Origin of the sequence: Pseudoalteromonas sp. MMG005, assembly GCF_018101015.1 — a bacterium.
In the GTDB taxonomy this organism is placed as follows: Bacteria; Pseudomonadota; Gammaproteobacteria; order Enterobacterales; family Alteromonadaceae; genus Pseudoalteromonas; species Pseudoalteromonas aurantia.
The window spans coordinates 149,683-165,994 of sequence record NZ_JAGJEK010000008.1 but is presented as its reverse complement, the minus strand read 5'-3'; the positions used below and the strand labels follow the sequence as shown (position 1 = coordinate 165,994).

Genomic DNA, 16,312 nt, shown 5'->3' with positions numbered 1-16,312 from the left:
TTACCATGCACAATGATATTGGCTTATTGACAGCGATGTCATTGTGTTAATAATGTAAATTGCTTGTATCTTTCTCAAGTTGGGTACATGCAAAACAACATGACAAAAGGGAAATAAAAAAATGCATAAATTAATTTTAACGGCTTTGGCTGTAAATATAGCGATGGCAACAAATACGAACGCTATGACAATCAAGCCTGATCCACAAAATCCGACGGGTTATATTGTCTCTGGTACAGAATTAACCTCAGCTGAAAACAGACTAACAATCGATCCTATGTACGATGTTTGGGCGAAAGCGCTTGAAACAAGAAGCAATGATATCGTAGAAGCAATTGTGCCAAATCGGGCTGGAAATCCAGTGAATGTTAAACGTGTAGAACGCGTATTCCCGCAATCACAGTGGAACTTTTTAACCGCAATGGCAGCGCCTGAATACACATATACTCGATTTTTAAGAGCGATAGGTAAGTTTCCTGCATTTTGTGGAGATTATTCAGATGGTAGGGATGCAGACAAAATATGTGAAAAGTCCATTGTAACTGCATTTGCCCACTTTGCTCAAGAAACTGGCGGCCATATAGCAAAAGATAATGTGTCAGATAATCCTCAAGGACTGGAAGAGTGGCAGCAAGCACTTGTGCATGTCAGAGAGATGGGGTGGTCAGAAGGACAGCCGGGTTATACTACAGGTTGTGGCCAAAATGATTGGCAAAATCAACGGTGGCCCTGCGCACAGGGTCAAGGTTACTTTGGACGAGGCGCAAAGCAGTTATCGTACCATTTTAACTACGGGGCCTTTTCTGAAGTGATGTATGACGGAGATGCAACCGTATTACTGAATAATCCAGGTTTGGTAGCTGATTCATGGCTAAACTTGGCTTCTGCGGTATGGTTTTTCTTGACCCCTCAAGCTCCAAAGCCTGCGATGTTGCATGTAATCGACCGAACTTGGGCTCCTTCGCAAAGAGAGCTTGCTGCTGGAATTGGCTATGGGTTTGGCACTACCATCAATGTTATAAATGGCGGTATTGAATGTGGTGAACAAAATAAAAATAAAGGGCAGCCGGTCAACCGTATTCGTTATTGGGAAGGGTTAGCAAACCATTATAATATTCCTATCGAAGCGGATGAAGAAAACACCTGTTGGCAGCAAATGCCGTATGGCAGCTTGAATTTAGATGGTGCGACGGATGTATTGTTTACTAACTGGGATGGAAACTGGACTTATCATGCCGATAGGCCTGGAGGCTTCTCGTTTGAGTGTAAGCTCGTTGGATATCAAACTGCTTATTCTGCGTTAAAAGCAGGTGATTATAATAAGTGTGTTACTAATTATTATGGGTCGCATATAGGCTGGCCAGAAGTGCGAGTGGTGCCGCATATCGAGCCTCCGGTAGATGTACCGCCTGTTGACGGTGTTGCAGCTTGGAACGTAAATAAGGTATACCTAAAAGGTGAGCAGGTCAGTCACGAAAAAGCAATTTATGAGGCTAAGTGGTGGACCAAAGGAAATATACCTGAGCGAAATAAAGGTCCTTGGAAGTTTATTAAAGCAATCCCTTAAGGTAGTAACATCAATAAGCCGATAACTTCGTATCGGCTTATTGAGATAGGCATTAGTTTAAGAGGGTTTGAACCGTGTTATTACCTTCTTTATCGGTAAATTTAAATACGAAGTCATCTTTGCCATCAGAATTAATGTCGACCAGTAGGATATCATTGCTATTTTTTGGGAGTTTATGTTTTATTCTGGTACGTTTTTTACTCAGTAAAGAGTCTTCTTTACCGTGAAAAATACTGAGTGTCCTGCTAGAGCTACGCAGAATTGCATCATGTTTTCCATCACCGTTTACATCACCAATAAATAAAGAGATTATTCTATCGTCGCCGTTCATATTAATTTCCATTTCAACTTCTTTTTCTAAAGTTGGCTCTGGTGGGAAATATTGATTATGTTGCTGGTAAAATCCAACGTCAATATCTATGTCTGTACTGCCTCCGCCCAAAGCCATTGCCGCGATAGTGCCAAAACCAATATCAGCTTGTAGTTTTTGCAATTCAATTTTTCCATCACCATTAAAGTCGTGTTCAAACCTTAATTGCCCTGTGCCATTAGTTGTTGGTAGTGCCACTAAGCTTGTTTCGAATTGGCCACCGGGCTTTCCCTGGTAAAGAGCATAACTGGTATCCACTTTAATAGCGTCCATACCTTTGGTACGCGGTGCCTGACGGGTTACTAAATCAACAAACCCATCATTATTGATGTCTTTTAATGCGTAAATTCTGCGTTTACCGCCGCCTTCTAATTGACCGAGTTGCACTGGGAGCGTTAAGTTTGATAATTGTTTGGCGTATCCAGTATCGGTTGCATACAGTACTTGTACTTGATATCGGGTATGAAACAATAAATCGAGTTTACCATCCTGATTAAGATCAATGACTTGAGGCGCAGGGTTTAATTCAATTTCGACTTCGAGTCGACTACCTTTAAAGTACCCAGATAAATCGGATTGTTTAGTAAACGGATGGGCATCGAAAGTCCCTGTTTTTGACTGAATATATAGCGTGGAGTGACTAATACCGGGTAGCATGATATCACTTAATCCATCGTCATTGGCGTCTAAAACAAAATCTACTTTATTGAAACTCCTTACTTTTAAGTGAGTAAAGAGGGATTGGGCTGAAATCAATGTTTTGTAGCTATCTTTGTGGCTACTAACGATACCATCAGGGGTTAACACCCAGGCTTGGGGGTGAGTATGATTTGCTGATGTTGCATAATCAAAACCAATGGCATGTTTGGGTATTGATAATTCATGACTGGTGTTATTTTTAACATCAATAACAGCAAGCTGTTTAGCTTCATTATTGAAGGCATAAAGTATTTCAGATTGAGTACTCACTAATGGCTTCGAGGTTTTTATTGCAATAGGTTGGGAGGCGAATAAGCTTGAGCTGACCAAGGCTGCAGTAGCGGTAAGTATTAAGCGTGTCATGATTCTCACTACGAAGATAATTATTGTTATTGTGTTTATAGTATTGGCTAAATTTTAACGGCAAACAATTCAATACTTGTAAGAAGCTGTTACAAAGCGAATTCGATTGTTTAGAAGTAAGCTCGCTGTGAAACTTAAAAAAAGTTACAATTACGTCTGGATTTTATTTTAGTTAGGGGTCTTCAGTGCACGCTGACCGTCAATCTGTTGAAGCTATTATTGCTAGCTTGATACACATGTTCTCACACCAGCAATATGCTGACAAAGTGATTGAGCAAACGCTTGCTCAGCATCCTTTTTGGGACTTAAAAAGTAAAGAACGTTATGTTACGGATGTTTATAATGTACTGCGGTTTCGTCGTAAATTAGATTGCGCGCTGGGAAGTACCCAAAGCCAGAATGTAGAGTTCTATGCTTGGCAGCTTTGGGTAGCTATGAAACTACTCGACGGTGTGGTATTGCCTGAGTGGCCGGAAGTGGTCCGAGTTTCTAGCGAGCAACTCAAGCAGAACTTGGCGCAAGCTACCGATGCACAGCAATACTCATACCCCGATTGGCTTTGGCAAAAAGGCTTAGATGAGTTAGGCGAACAATGGACAACCGTGGCGCAAGCTCTAAATCAGTCGGCTAAAACTTATTTGCGCACTAATACTTTAAAGGTCGATAGCAATACGCTGAGACAGACGTTGAGCAAATCAAATATAGAGACCCAAGTGCTGCCGGAGGCCGGACTTGAAGTAACACAGTATGGTCCATTATTTAAGACCAATGCATTTCAAAGTGGGTGGTTTGAAATGCAGGATGCGGGTTCACAAAAAGTAGCTTTGTTATTGGATGTTAAACCGGGACAACGGGTGGTCGATGCATGCGCAGGTGCTGGTGGGAAAAGCTTACATATTGCTGCATTAATGCAAAATAAAGGTTATATATTGTCGATGGATATTCAGCAACATAAGTTAGATACGCTGAAAAAGCGGGCAAAGCGAGCTGGCGTACACACGCTTGAAACCCGTTTAATTAAAAATAGTAAGACAATAAAGCGACTGAAAGAAAAGTTTGATCGTGTTTTGTTGGATGTACCCTGCTCGGGTATTGGTGTGCTGCGTCGTAATCCAGATGCAAAATGGCATCTTAATAGTAATAGTGTAGATAATTTGATCACATTACAAAGTGAAATATTACAGCGATACAGCCAAATGTGTAAAATTGGTGGGCGATTAGTATATGCCACTTGCTCTATATTACCGAGTGAAAACCAACTACAAGTAACCCAGTTTTTAGCTGAAAATAAAGCTTTTAAACTCATTGAAGAGCAGACTTTATTACCAGGGTATACTTCCGAATATGATGGGTTTTATATGGCCGCAATGGAACGAATTTCATAGCAGCCTTATTATGTCATTAGTATCGATGCGACGGTAGCGATTGAGCAGAGATTATTGAGCCACCGCACCTGTAGGTGGCTTTTGAGTAGCATCCCCAATTTTGCACCTGCCAGTAACCATGCCGCATCAATATGCGCCACAACCGCTAAACATAGTAGCACAAGCAGTATTATGCCAAAGGGCTGTTCTTTAGTTGATTTTATCGGGATCACCACGGGTGTAAGAATGGTGATCAAAGATGCGTAAGCCTTTGGGTTAAAAATATTGAGTAGCAAACCATACAAAAAACTTGGCACCTTGCTGTGTTTTAGTAGATCAGGGCTATTGCGCCAAAGTTTGACAGCGATGAACAATCAGTCGCTACCACATAATAAAAATAACGCAGGGGGCATAGAATGCGTTTGCTTGAGAAATGTATTAAGCCCAATCCTCACGGCGATCATTGCAAGTAAGAACCCAACAAGAATGCTCAATAAAAAGGGCTGGCTTTGTCTGTAACCAAAACGAGTAACAGATGCAAATAGGGATATGGGCTCGGACTTCCAAAAAGCGCAAGAGTCGTGAGCACAAATGAGGATATAGCTTGTTGCATACTTGCTCCTAGCAATGTCCCAGTAGCAGAATGTTATGCTAAAAGTTCGGAGTCATATGCAGCAGTGAGTGAATATTTGCGTTAATTGGCGAGATTAGGCAAGTGGCGATAAAAAGCATCTGTATATAAGGCTTTAAACGAAGTGCAATCATTCAATAATTGTATTGTTTATTTATTAACAATAATTTAAGTGTGTGAGGATATGTCAAATAAGCCAATGATATTGACTTGCTTATTGTGAATTAACAGTCTCAATTTTTGAAAAATATCGTTCATTCTTTTTATAAAAAAATAGCTTCACGTTGTTGCAGTACCAATAGTGGCGAGAACATTGGGAGAGTCGCTGCCATAGTGTACGAAAAGAATGTTTGGAAGTGGCATATGAAGAATGTAGGTGGTTTACTATTATTAGCGGCTATATGGGGCGGCTCTTTTTTGTTTATACGCATTGCGGTCCCAGCATTTGGGCCAGTGATGTTAATGGAATTTCGTGTATTATTGGGGGCTATTTTTTTATCTGCTGTGGGGATAACTTTAAAGCAGCAACCGCAGCTTTGGAAGAGGAAAAAGCACTACCTTATTTTAGGCTGGTTTAATTCTGCATTGCCTTTTTTGCTTTTTGCATATGCGGCGCAGACAATTGAAGTATCTACGCTGGCTATATTGAATGCTACGGCCCCTTTCTGGGGGGTATGTATTGGCTATATATTGTGTAAAGAGGGAGTCGCTAAAGCAAGCTTGTTTGGGTGTGTATTTGGCTTAATTGGGGTTTCGGTTTTAGTTGGGGTTGATCTTAATGACCAGCAAGATGTATCTTATTTACCGACCTTTGCCACACTTGGTGCAACTTTGAGTTACGCCATCGCGTCGCATTATACTAAAGCGTCGGCGAATGTGGGGGCATTAAACAATGCACATGGCAGTCTTTGGGGCGCTGCCATACTCATCATCCCATTTATATTCATGTTTCCCTATAATATCAAGACTGACACGCAAGTTGTCTGGTCAGTACTCCTTCTTGGTCTTATCTGTACTGGCGCAGCCTATATTCTTTATTTTAAACTAATAAACGCTATGGGGGCACAGTCGGCTTTGTCGGTGACATTCTTGATCCCATTGTTTGGTGTGTTATGGGGATATTTAGTACTTGATGAAGCATTAACTATGTATACGTTCATTGGTGGCGCATTCATATTAGTGGGGGTTGGGTTAGTGACTGGATTATCTCAGCAGGTGTGCAAAGGTGTGATGTTTAAGCTGTGTTTTCGGTAAAACGATAAAAGGGCCTTGCGGCCCTTTGGTGAAGTATCGTTCAAGTTAGTGTGATAGCCTTAACCCCTTAAGGCTATCAACCAATTGTTTTGCAACTGTGTCAGTTTATCTCGTTAAGTTTCTAAGCTAGCGAGAGGAAAAACCCTGCAATTGCGGCGCTCATTAGGTTAGCCATTGACCCTGCTAAAACCGCCCTGAGCCCTAAGCGTGCGATATCCTTTCTTCGACTTGGCGCCATACCGCCGAGTCCGCCTAGTAAGATAGCAATCGATGATAAGTTAGCAAATCCACATAACGCGAATGTGACAATCGCCTGTGTATGTTCACTTAACGTATCTCGATAATTCATAAAGTCTAGGTAAGCAACAAATTCGTTAACTACCAACTTCTGGCCGATAAAACTACCGGCTGTTACAGCTTCATGCCACGGTACGCCGATTAACCAAGCGACGGGAGCAAAGATGTAACCTAAAATTTCTTGTAATGTTAATGTTGGGTGGTCAAACAAACTCCCAATGTTGCCCAATAACCCATTTAACAAAGCAATTAAAGCCACAAATGCTAACAACATAGCGCCAACGTTTAATGCTAAATGCATACCGCTTGAGGCTCCGCCTGCCGCTGCATCAATGACATTAACTGGCTTGTCTTCATTTGCATTCACATCGGCTAAATTCTCTTTTGGCGTTTCAGTTTCTGGCACGATCATTTTAGCCATTAAGAAACCACCAGGCGCTGCCATGAAGCTGGCTGCAATTAAGTATTTTAACTCGACACCAATCGCCACATAACCTGCCATTACGGAGCCTGCAACTGTGGCCAATCCGCCAACCATTACCGCAAACAACTCCGATTTTGTCATGCTCGGTATAAATGGTTTTACAATTAATGGGGCTTCAGTTTGACCCACAAATATATTAGCTGTAGCTGACAGTGATTCAGGACGTGATGTTTTCAGCAGTTTTTGCATGCCGCCGCCCAAAATCTTAATCATCCACTCCATAATGCCAATGTGGTATAACACCGCAACCAACGCAGAGAAGAAGACAATTACTGGTAATACTTGAACTGCAAAAATAAAACCAAGCGCTTCTTTATCGGCAAGAGAGCCGAAGAGAAATCCGATCCCATCATTTGCGTAGCCTATAACTGCAGATACACCAGATGAAATACTTGCTAATACGTTCTTGCCTGCTTCTACAAACAAGATAAATCCACCGATAAGTATTTGCATAGCAAATGCAATACCGACAGTTCTTTTGTTGATTGCACTACGGTCGGTTGAAAAACCGTATGCAACGCTAAGCAGCATAAACATGCCGACCAAGCTCATTATTGTTGTCATGCCAGAAAGTCCCGTTTTATTCTTGCAGTAAATATTTTATTTTACTTTTAATTATATCAATCGCAACGCGATTCATACCGCCACGGGTAACTACCAAGTCAGCATTGTGCTTAGAAGGCTCAATAAACTGATAAAACATAGGTCTTACCGTCGCTTGGTACTGTTCAACCACTGACGGCAAGCTTCTACCGCGCTGCTCGATGTCTCGTTGCATTCGGCGCAGTAGACAAATATCTAATGGTGTATCAATAAACACCTTAATATCGAATTCTTCACTAAGTGCTGAATCACTAAGTAACAAAATACCTTCAATAATCAATATTTTTGCAGGTATTACAGTGCGAGTTTCGCTGCTGCGTGTATGTTGAGCATAGTCGTACGTCGGCACCTCTATAGACTCGCCTCGTCTTAGTTGCTCTAAATGTTGACGTAGTAAATCATGTTCAAACGCATCTGGATGGTCATAATTTGTTTGAGTTCTATGTTCAAACGGAAGATGCGATTGATCTTTGTAATAAGCGTCTTCTTCTATAATTGCAATGGCGCCTGATTCTAATTCATTAACCAATTCATTATAAATTGTTTGTGTAAAGAGAGATTTGCCAGACGCAGATGCGCCAGCAATAGCTATAATTGTTCGTGTCACTAAAGTTCACACCCAGCTGTCGTTAACGTTGGAAGATCACAATAGCAAAAAAGACACGATTAATCTCTTTTGCTTCGCTTAGGTTGCAAATTTAGCGACTTTATCAAAGACAAAACAGGACTTTTGTCCTGTGAGACAAAACAAGACGCGTCATGAAGTTTATGAATTTTGTTATGCTTTTATGACAGCGGACTTATGTCCTGTAAATTATTGCAGTGCAACAATAAAGTAGCAATCACTGAGAGCGTGACAAGCATAGTGACGCATTTTAAATTTACTCAGTCAGTTTATTAAAGAGGTGAGATATGGCAAGAGCAATCATACTAATGGCAGATAGCCTAGGCGTGGGTGCTGCACCAGATGCAGAAAAATTTGGCGATGTAGGTTCAAATACACTTGCTCACCTTTTAAAAGCGTATAAACAAGAAACAGGTAAAGCACTGCCGTTACCTAACTTGACAAGGTTAGGATTGGTTGATGCATGTGAAGCGGCTGGTAAGCAAACATGTGATGTTGCAGAGCGTCAGGCTCCTGAAGCCGCTTGGGGTTATGCAAAAGAGCTTTCAAGCGGTAAAGATACACCTTCTGGTCATTGGGAAATGGCGGGAGTACCTGTGTTATTTGAGTGGGGGTATTTTCCAAATACCACGCCTTGTTTTCCGCAGACGTTTATTGATGAATTGTGTAAGCGAGCAAATATTCCAGGCATTTTAGGAAATTGCTACGCATCAGGCACAACTATTTTAGAGCAATTGGGTGAAGAGCATGTGAAAACGGGCATGCCAATTTGTTACACCTCAGTTGACAGCGTTTTTCAAATAGCCGCTCATGAGCAATCGTTCGGTCTTGACAAGCTTTATCAGGTATGTGACATCGCACGGGCACTGCTTGATGAAATGAATATAGGACGAGTGATAGCGCGGCCGTTTATAGGCACTTCGAGTGCCGACTTTATTCGTACTGGTAATCGTAGAGATTACTCAGTATTGCCTCCAGCTCCCACCTTACTAGATAAGTTGGCTGCAGACGGTGGTGAAGTGATCAGCATAGGTAAAATTGCAGATATTTATGCACATCAAGGTATTACTCAGAAGCATAAAGCACCTGGATTGATGAATTTACTAGAAAAAACATCTGAATTAATGGATTCAGCGCCTGATCACAGTTTAATTTTTACAAATCTAGTGGACTTTGATGAAAAGTTTGGTCATCGACGTAAGCCGGTCGGATATGCCGAAGCGCTAAAGCAGTTCGATGATTATTTACCAACTATACTAGAAAAACTTGGTACCAATGACTTGTTGATAATTACAGCTGACCATGGTTGTGATCCAACGGCACCAGGAACTGATCATACTCGCGAATATGTGCCAGTATTGGCTTATGCTAAAGGTATGAATAATACTCCGTTAGGAGAAAGACAAAGTTTTGCAGACATAGGTCAAACACTTGCCCAGTGGTTTAATTTATCTGCGCTTGAGTATGGTGATGGCTTTATCGCCTCACTTAACAAAGCATAAAGAAGGAAATAGGTGATGAGCACTCCTCATATTAACGCAAATAGTGGTGATTTTGCTGAAACGGTATTAATGCCAGGTGATCCACTTCGCGCTAAGTACATTGCAGAGCACTTTTTAGAAGATGCGCGCCAGGTGACTGGTGTTCGTAACATGTTTGGTTTTACAGGGACATATAATGGTAAACCTGTGAGCATCATGGGCTCAGGCATGGGGATCCCGTCGATGTCAATTTATGCGCGTGAGCTTATTGTGAGTTACGGTGTAAAAAACCTTATTAGAATAGGTACTTGTGGCGGAATTAGTCAGGATATAAAAATCCGTGATGTGATATTTGCACAAGGTGCTAGCACGGATTCTAACGTAAACCGTACTCGTGTACGAGGTTATGATTTTGCTGCAATTGCTGACTTTGGATTACTCGAAAATGGCATTAATTCAGCTCGAAAATTGGGTATTGAAGCCAAAGTTGGTAACGTCTTTACGACTGACACGTTCTATCAGGCTGATGACTCATTTTATCAAGAGTTAGATAAGCTTGGTATTATGGCTGTCGATATGGAAACGGCTGGTATGTATGGTGTAGCCGCTGAATATGGTGCTAAAGCGATGGCTTTATTTACGGTAAGTGACCATGTCATTACTGGTGAAGCAACGCCAGCCGAAGAGCGTCAAAGTACCTTCAATGAAATGGTAAAAATCGCTTTAGAATCTGTATAAAAAAATTTAGCTTAGTAAGATAACTTATTAAGCAAAACCGTTCCTTGGTAACGTAATCGCAGAGTTTTGGAGACACGCCTAAAACAAAGCGAATCACACCCAAAAAGCCGCACCTAGTGCGGTTTTTTTTTCGACTAAATATCATTTGTCACACTTTATGAATAATAATGTAAGAGGGTATATTCATATTGTATTCATTCAAGTCTATTATTGTCTGACCACCATAATACTCAGGTGTAGGCATGACAATTACGTCAGTGGCTTTGTCAACATTGTTGATGCTGCCCATTTCAATTACTGAACTTAATGATTTCAAACGCCTGGCGGTTAATAACCCCAAACATGCATTGGTTGAATTTCCCCGTTTGCTGATGCGCTATCAAGGTGAAACGAGTAATCGGATAGCTTTGTTATACTATAGTGCGTTAACCGCAGCGTCTCGCGCTGACGACTGGCCTATGTTCTTAAACATTATTGAAAAAATGCGCGCGCCAGCTTTAAGCGCTTACTCAGATGGGAATAAGTTACAATTACTTTCTAGTATTGGCGTTGCATATCGCCTCAATGGACAGCTAGAACAAGCCAAAATACATTATCAATGTGCTTTTAAATTTGCATCTAATGATATTGAACTTGCGCAATTAAAAGTGAATCAGTCGATTGTATATCGTTTATCATATCAGCCTGCTTTGGCTTTTCAGCTTATCGAGAGCGTTAACAGTAACCAATTGTCAGACAAAGTAAAAGCGGGATACAGTGTTGTTCATGGCAACATTCAGCAATCGATAGGTAATTTTCAAACTGCTTTACATAGTTATGAGCAAGCCCATGAACTGTATACTAAAATGGGGGATAAAGTATCTAAAACGGGTGTCACAGGTAACATATTAGGTGCTGCGTTAGCGGTAAAAAACCTCACTGTTTTCAATCGTTATAGAGGTGATTTAGACAAGGCGGCTCGTCTATATTACCCACGAATTTTGGATTATTTACAGTGGCTTGACATTATCGCATATGCCTTGGAATCTCAGACATTAAGTACTGAGCACCAGCAATGGATAGAAAACCATGTAGTCAAGTTTGTTGAACTTGGGTATGAAGACGTGATAAAAGCCCATCTACTTTTGATTAAGGCAAGAGATCTTTATCCGAAAGGCGCAAGCATGAAGTTTAAATCGTATAGCTTACCAGAGAAGCTTGGTAAACCTTGGTGTGGATCGTTTTGACTTTGACTTTATTTATGCCATGGTTATGAATGTAAATATGATATGTGGGGATGACAATGGCACAATGGGTTACGGGCAAAATAGTTGAGTTTAACTGGTGGACACCGAGTCTTTTTAGCATCAAGGTAGCAGCAGGCATAAAGCCATTTATTGCAGGCCAATTTACAAAGTTGGCATTAAATGTTGAAGGGAGACGTGTTGCTAGGGCCTATTCATTTGTAAACTCCCCCAATGACCCTTTATTAGAGTTTTACTTAATAGAAGTACCTGATGGTCGATTATCATCACATTTAGCGACGTTAGATATTGGTGACACAGTTGAGGTTGAAGCGGTTGCTCATGGGTTTTTTACGTTAGAAGAGACGCCAAAAGCAGAGGTTTTATGGATGCTTAGTACAGGTACAGCTATCGGACCATTCCTATCTATCATTGCAGATGGCAAATTGTGGGAGCGGTACGAACGTGTGATTTTGGTACATGGGGTCAGGCATAATACCGACTTAACTTACCAAGACTGTATTTTAGCCACTGCGTCATTGTTTAAACAGTTTACTTACGTACCGGCAATTACACGAGAAAAGCCAGAGCAAGGTTTACAAGGACGCGTAACTGATTTACTTAGTTCCGGTGCGTTAATAAAGCATTGCGGAATGAATCAACTCAATAAGAACAGCCATTTTATGATTTGTGGGAACCCTCAAATGGTCAAAGATACGACTCAATTGTTGCTTGATAAAGGCTTCAAACGACATCGTAGAGCAGAATCTGGACATATAACAGTCGAACAGTATTGGTAGGCTTTAAAATTTTTTATATGTCTGTTATGTTAACAAAAGTTTGTACCTTACTTGATTATCATGAAATACATTATTAGTCTCTTTTTTGTTCTATTTACGTTTTTATGTAGTGCTAATCCCGCATTAGAAAATGATACGAGGCCTCTTCAGTCAGTCATGACAGAGCAAGAGCGCGGAGCATCACAAGTTGTTGATAAATTGATCTTGGCCTACAATGATAGGAATATTGAAGCCTTCCTTGATTTGTACGCAGAGGATGTTGCGTTTTATATGTATCCACAAACGTTAATGTTTACTGGAAAAAAGAAATTGATTGAACGCTACGGTCTTATGTTTAAAAAAACGAAATGCCTCAAGTCTACATCACTTAAGCGTATCATCCACGGAAATATTGTTATTGACCATGAATCGTCACAGGTATGTTTTAATGATGCAGGAAAGGTTGATAAGTATTCAGAGTTTGTAACCAGTTATCAGATTGACGATGGAAAAATACGTAAAGTCGTATTTTTTAAATAGCAAGTAATATGATTATGCAAGGTATGTTGTTATGAGTCAGGATAAAAGATTAAGTTTATTGTATCGGGTGGAACCAGGGTGTTTGGGGCCAACTGGTATTGACTTTGTGGAAGGCTTTTGTGAGTTTGCACAAAAAAAAATAAAGGCACCAGTTTATGCACAGTTTGGCTTTGTTCCTCGGTATGACAAAGCACTACCGGAAAGAGAATATAAAATTGGTAATAAAAATTTATCGGATGCGCAAGTAATGGCTTTTCTTGATAAATTTGATAAAGATAAAAGTGATTTTGAAGAACAGATTGATGAGTTATTGTCACATGCTATTGATGCTTATCTAGACCGGTTATGATAACGACTCGGCTAGCAGCACCTTGCACTAGCCGATTTAGATATGCAGTGTAGCTCAGAGAGAATTAACCCTTTCCTTAGTATCGCTTAATCATTATTTATACACGTCTTTTATATACTCAAATTTTTGAAGTCATCATTATCATGTAGGCTGGTGAAAGCAGCTTCATTTGATAGCTCATTCTTTAGGTTTGGTGCATACTCTAGGGCCATACGTATATCAGCTAAGGCATCACTATGTTGATGTAGCATTGCATAAGCGCACGCACGTTGCCAAAATGCATATCCGTAGTCGTTATCTAACTCTAATGCTTGGTTACACAGTTGAATGGCAACACCCGTCTGGCCAAGTTCTAATAGCGCATCGGCTTTATAAGCGATAGCTTCTACTTCATCTGGTTTTCTTTTTAGTATTTCGTCATATATTTCTATTTTGGAACTCATATCACTTTCAAGATTGGCTCTCATCCATAAAGAGTGAACCTCATTGGTTATGGTAATCTTCTTGTGGTTACTCAGTATCTCTTCTGAACGAGCTTTTAACTTATCTTCAAGTACTTGTAAGCGTTGCTCATATTCATCGGTGATATCGCCAACACGTCGATTGACGATGTCTTCCACTTTACTTTTTATGTCTCTTAAAGAGTTCCAACCAACCAACATCAAAATAGATGCCGTGGCAGTTATAATAAATAAAATATTGTTTACTGTGTCAGTTGTGTATGTAAGCGCTCTGTCTGCGGCATCTAATTGTGAATGCGTCACTTGTTTTGTGACATCTTCTCGTAATTGCTGTTGATCTTGGCGTACTGATTTGAGTTCGTCTAAGATATAACGCTCAATTAGGGGTTGATACATGGGCTGTTGAACTTGTTTAAGGTTATTGTCATGCGATGCCTTATTTGTATCTTGTTGTGCTAAACATAGGTTACAAAATAAAAGTAAAGTGGCAAAGATATATTTCATCATAAAGTTAGCCAGAGTATGCAAGGTTTGTGTATGGTGCATGACTTATATGTAAATTGCAAAGAAGTGAATTAGCGAGATATGCTCTTTGCATTAATGGTTATTAAAGCCCATAATTAGTAAGAACTTTGTGTGAGTATCGGTGTAATGCTAAGAATAGTATTGATTGGGTTATGTTGTTTTTTTGCCAATGCAAATGAAGTTCAATTACAGGTCGTTACTGAAGAGTGGGTTCCGTATAATTTCACCAACGCAAAAGGCGAAATAGATGGACGTGCCACACACAAAGTACGTGAAATCTTAGCAGATGCAAATATAAGTTACGAAATAAGAAGTTACCCATGGGCCCGGTCCATGAAGCTGGCAAAAACGAAAAAAAACACCATGATTTACTCTATATACCGGACACCGGAAAGGGAACCGTCTTTTTTATGGGCATGCCCACTATTACAGCCAGTGAAAGAGTATCTCTTCAAACTCAAAACTCGTAAAGATATTCAGTTAAACTCATTGGATGATGCGAAAAAACACCTAATTTCTGTGGTAAGGGGCAGTGTATCTAATGAGTTTTTAATAAAAAATGGGTTTGAAAATGGCAAGAATATTGATATTACTGCGGACCCAAGTTCAAGCCCAAGAAAGTTATTAGCGGGTTACACAGACTTAATTATGACGACGGAGTATACGGCTTTTGAAAGCATGAAAAAATTGGGGGTGTCATTTGATCAAATAGAGATTGCTTTGGAAGTGACAAACACAAATAATAATCGAGCATGTCTCGCGTTCAGCCCAAGTTCTGATATGGAATTAGTTGAGCAAGTAAGGGCCGCACTGGCGCGACATAATTTACGCAGTATTGGGCCATAGGACTCCATTAACTATTTGATTGTGGGGAAGTTATTATTATAGTTTGGCTGCTTGCTCTATCACAATAGCGTGACGTTTAGCTAACCTAAGATGATCTCTGTCGTAGCCTCCACCGATAACTGTACTGACAGGGATCCCTGCTTGTTGGCATGTTTTCAAAACTAAGGCATCACGTTTTTCCAGTCCTTGCCAGCTAATATCTAATTTTCCTAGTCCATCATGCTCCCATACATCAACACCGGCATCATATAATACGATATCTGGGTTGATATCGGTAATTAGTCCATCCAAGGTCTCTTTAACAATGTTTAAGTAAGCGCTATCAGTTAAGTTATTGACGAGCCCGACATCTAGGTCGCTGGGATGTTTGCGAAATGGAAAGTTTTTTTCACAGTGGATAGAGCAGGTAAATACATATGGGTTATGTTTTAGCAATGCTGCTGTACCATCTCCTTGATGTACATCTAAATCGAAAATCAGTACATTATTGACCTGCTTATTATTGATAAGAGTAGTTGCTGTGAAAGCGAGGTCATTCACCATACAAAATCCAGAACCGAAATCATAATGTGCGTGATGTGTCCCCCCAGCTAAATGACACGCTATGCCACTTTCAAGCGCAAGTTCTGCTGCTTTTAATGTGCCTAAAGGTGCAGTGAATGTTCTGTTCATTAATGCCTCAGACCAAGGTAACCCAATTCGGCGCATCGACTTTTCGCATAGTTGATTGTGCCATAGATCCCAAAGATATAATTCGCAATGAACTAATTCTAATGCACTGGGGGTACCAATATCAGGCTTATATAAATTATTGTTAATTAAGCCTTGCTGATAAATATATTGATATAAGTTAGCAAATTTGCTCATAACAAAGCGGTGCTTTGGATCGAAACTGAATGAATAGTTTGGATGATAAACCAAAGGTAGGTTGGGATTTAAGGTCATGGTATTTTGAGCTAAGAAGCCGTTATTTCAATAAAAATAATAAACAAATATTAGGGGCTGTTGACCTTTGCGGTTCTATTTTTGTTCTCTTTGAGCATGCTTTTATCGCGGCGCTTAATATGTGGCCTAGTAATCTAAGCGAATATTAAGCAACAAAGAGAAAGGAGT

General features: G+C 40.3%; 17 protein-coding genes. 11 read left to right on the top strand and 6 right to left on the bottom strand.

Features of this window, described 5'->3' with window-relative positions; translation table 11 throughout:
- The first annotated feature begins 121 nt into the window (after positions 1–121).
- The gene (locus J8M01_RS08275) at positions 122–1,567 is read left to right on the top strand and encodes a chitinase (protein ID WP_211057673.1); all 1,446 of its coding nucleotides are present in this window, start codon (positions 122–124) and stop codon (positions 1,565–1,567) included.
- A gap of 52 nt (positions 1,568–1,619) precedes the next feature.
- Here the strand turns inward: J8M01_RS08275 and J8M01_RS08270 are convergent, their stop codons facing one another.
- Positions 1,620–2,999 (bottom strand): VCBS repeat-containing protein, encoded by a 1,380-nt coding sequence (locus J8M01_RS08270; RefSeq protein WP_211057672.1) that lies wholly within the window; start codon positions 2,997–2,999, stop codon positions 1,620–1,622.
- 185 nt (positions 3,000–3,184) lie between these two features.
- On the opposite strand from J8M01_RS08270, the gene J8M01_RS08265 reads away from it, so the two are divergent.
- Positions 3,185–4,384: an RsmB/NOP family class I SAM-dependent RNA methyltransferase gene (locus tag J8M01_RS08265; protein WP_348772731.1), complete on the top strand. Its 1,200-nt coding sequence runs from the start codon at positions 3,185–3,187 to the stop codon at positions 4,382–4,384.
- 8 nt (positions 4,385–4,392) lie between these two features.
- On the opposite strand, the gene J8M01_RS08260 is transcribed toward J8M01_RS08265, so the two are convergent.
- Entirely contained in the window at positions 4,393–4,668 is a 276-nt protein-coding gene (locus tag J8M01_RS08260; protein WP_211057671.1) for a hypothetical protein, read from the bottom strand.
- A gap of 689 nt (positions 4,669–5,357) precedes the next feature.
- Here J8M01_RS08260 and J8M01_RS08255 point away from each other — a divergent pair.
- Positions 5,358–6,248 carry a DMT family transporter gene (locus J8M01_RS08255; protein ID WP_211057670.1) on the top strand — a complete coding sequence of 297 codons (891 nt, stop codon included), beginning with the start codon at positions 5,358–5,360 and terminating at the stop codon, positions 6,246–6,248.
- A gap of 121 nt (positions 6,249–6,369) precedes the next feature.
- Here the strand turns inward: J8M01_RS08255 and J8M01_RS08250 are convergent, their stop codons facing one another.
- Complete coding sequence (locus tag J8M01_RS08250) at positions 6,370–7,593, bottom strand: NupC/NupG family nucleoside CNT transporter (RefSeq protein WP_192509738.1); 1,224 nt, start codon at positions 7,591–7,593, stop codon at positions 6,370–6,372.
- A 16-nt stretch (positions 7,594–7,609) separates the two neighbouring features.
- On the bottom strand, positions 7,610–8,239 hold the full coding sequence (udk, locus tag J8M01_RS08245; protein WP_192509739.1) for a uridine kinase: 630 nt from the start codon (positions 8,237–8,239) through the stop codon (positions 7,610–7,612).
- Positions 8,240–8,544: 305 nt separating this feature from the next.
- Here udk and J8M01_RS08240 point away from each other — a divergent pair, with 305 nt between their 5' ends.
- The 6 genes from J8M01_RS08240 to J8M01_RS08215 all read left to right on the top strand — a co-directional run bounded on the left by J8M01_RS08240 (position 8,545) and on the right by J8M01_RS08215 (position 13,367).
- A complete protein-coding gene (locus J8M01_RS08240) occupies positions 8,545–9,759 on the top strand; it encodes a phosphopentomutase (RefSeq protein WP_211057669.1) in 1,215 nt (404 codons plus the stop codon).
- Between the two features lie 15 nt (positions 9,760–9,774).
- Positions 9,775–10,476: a purine-nucleoside phosphorylase gene (gene deoD / locus J8M01_RS08235; protein WP_192509741.1), complete on the top strand. Its 702-nt coding sequence runs from the start codon at positions 9,775–9,777 to the stop codon at positions 10,474–10,476.
- Positions 10,477–10,718: 242 nt separating this feature from the next.
- Entirely contained in the window at positions 10,719–11,702 is a 984-nt protein-coding gene (locus tag J8M01_RS08230; protein WP_211057668.1) for a hypothetical protein, read from the top strand.
- A gap of 56 nt (positions 11,703–11,758) precedes the next feature.
- Positions 11,759–12,499 (top strand): ferredoxin--NADP reductase, encoded by a 741-nt coding sequence (locus tag J8M01_RS08225; RefSeq protein WP_211057667.1) that lies wholly within the window; start codon positions 11,759–11,761, stop codon positions 12,497–12,499.
- Between the two features lie 156 nt (positions 12,500–12,655).
- Complete coding sequence (locus tag J8M01_RS08220; protein ID WP_225738541.1) at positions 12,656–13,018, top strand: nuclear transport factor 2 family protein; 363 nt, start codon at positions 12,656–12,658, stop codon at positions 13,016–13,018.
- A gap of 31 nt (positions 13,019–13,049) precedes the next feature.
- Entirely contained in the window at positions 13,050–13,367 is a 318-nt protein-coding gene (locus tag J8M01_RS08215; RefSeq protein WP_192509745.1) for a hypothetical protein, read from the top strand.
- Positions 13,368–13,477: 110 nt separating this feature from the next.
- On the opposite strand, the gene J8M01_RS08210 is transcribed toward J8M01_RS08215, so the two are convergent.
- On the bottom strand, positions 13,478–14,335 hold the full coding sequence (locus tag J8M01_RS08210) for a tetratricopeptide repeat protein (protein WP_192509746.1): 858 nt from the start codon (positions 14,333–14,335) through the stop codon (positions 13,478–13,480).
- Between the two features lie 129 nt (positions 14,336–14,464).
- On the opposite strand from J8M01_RS08210, the gene J8M01_RS08205 reads away from it, so the two are divergent.
- Positions 14,465–15,199, top strand: a complete 735-nt coding sequence (locus J8M01_RS08205; RefSeq protein ID WP_348772730.1) for a transporter substrate-binding domain-containing protein — start codon at positions 14,465–14,467, stop codon at positions 15,197–15,199.
- 36 nt (positions 15,200–15,235) lie between these two features.
- On the opposite strand, the gene J8M01_RS08200 is transcribed toward J8M01_RS08205, so the two are convergent.
- Positions 15,236–16,144, bottom strand: coding sequence for a histone deacetylase (locus tag J8M01_RS08200; RefSeq protein ID WP_192509748.1), 909 nt, complete (start codon positions 16,142–16,144; stop codon positions 15,236–15,238).
- On the opposite strand from J8M01_RS08200, the gene J8M01_RS08195 reads away from it, so the two are divergent.
- Positions 16,096–16,293, top strand: a complete 198-nt coding sequence (locus J8M01_RS08195; protein ID WP_211057694.1) for a hypothetical protein — start codon at positions 16,096–16,098, stop codon at positions 16,291–16,293. The two genes, J8M01_RS08200 and J8M01_RS08195, sit on opposite strands and share 49 nt — an antisense overlap.
- Positions 16,294–16,312 lie beyond the last annotated feature (19 nt).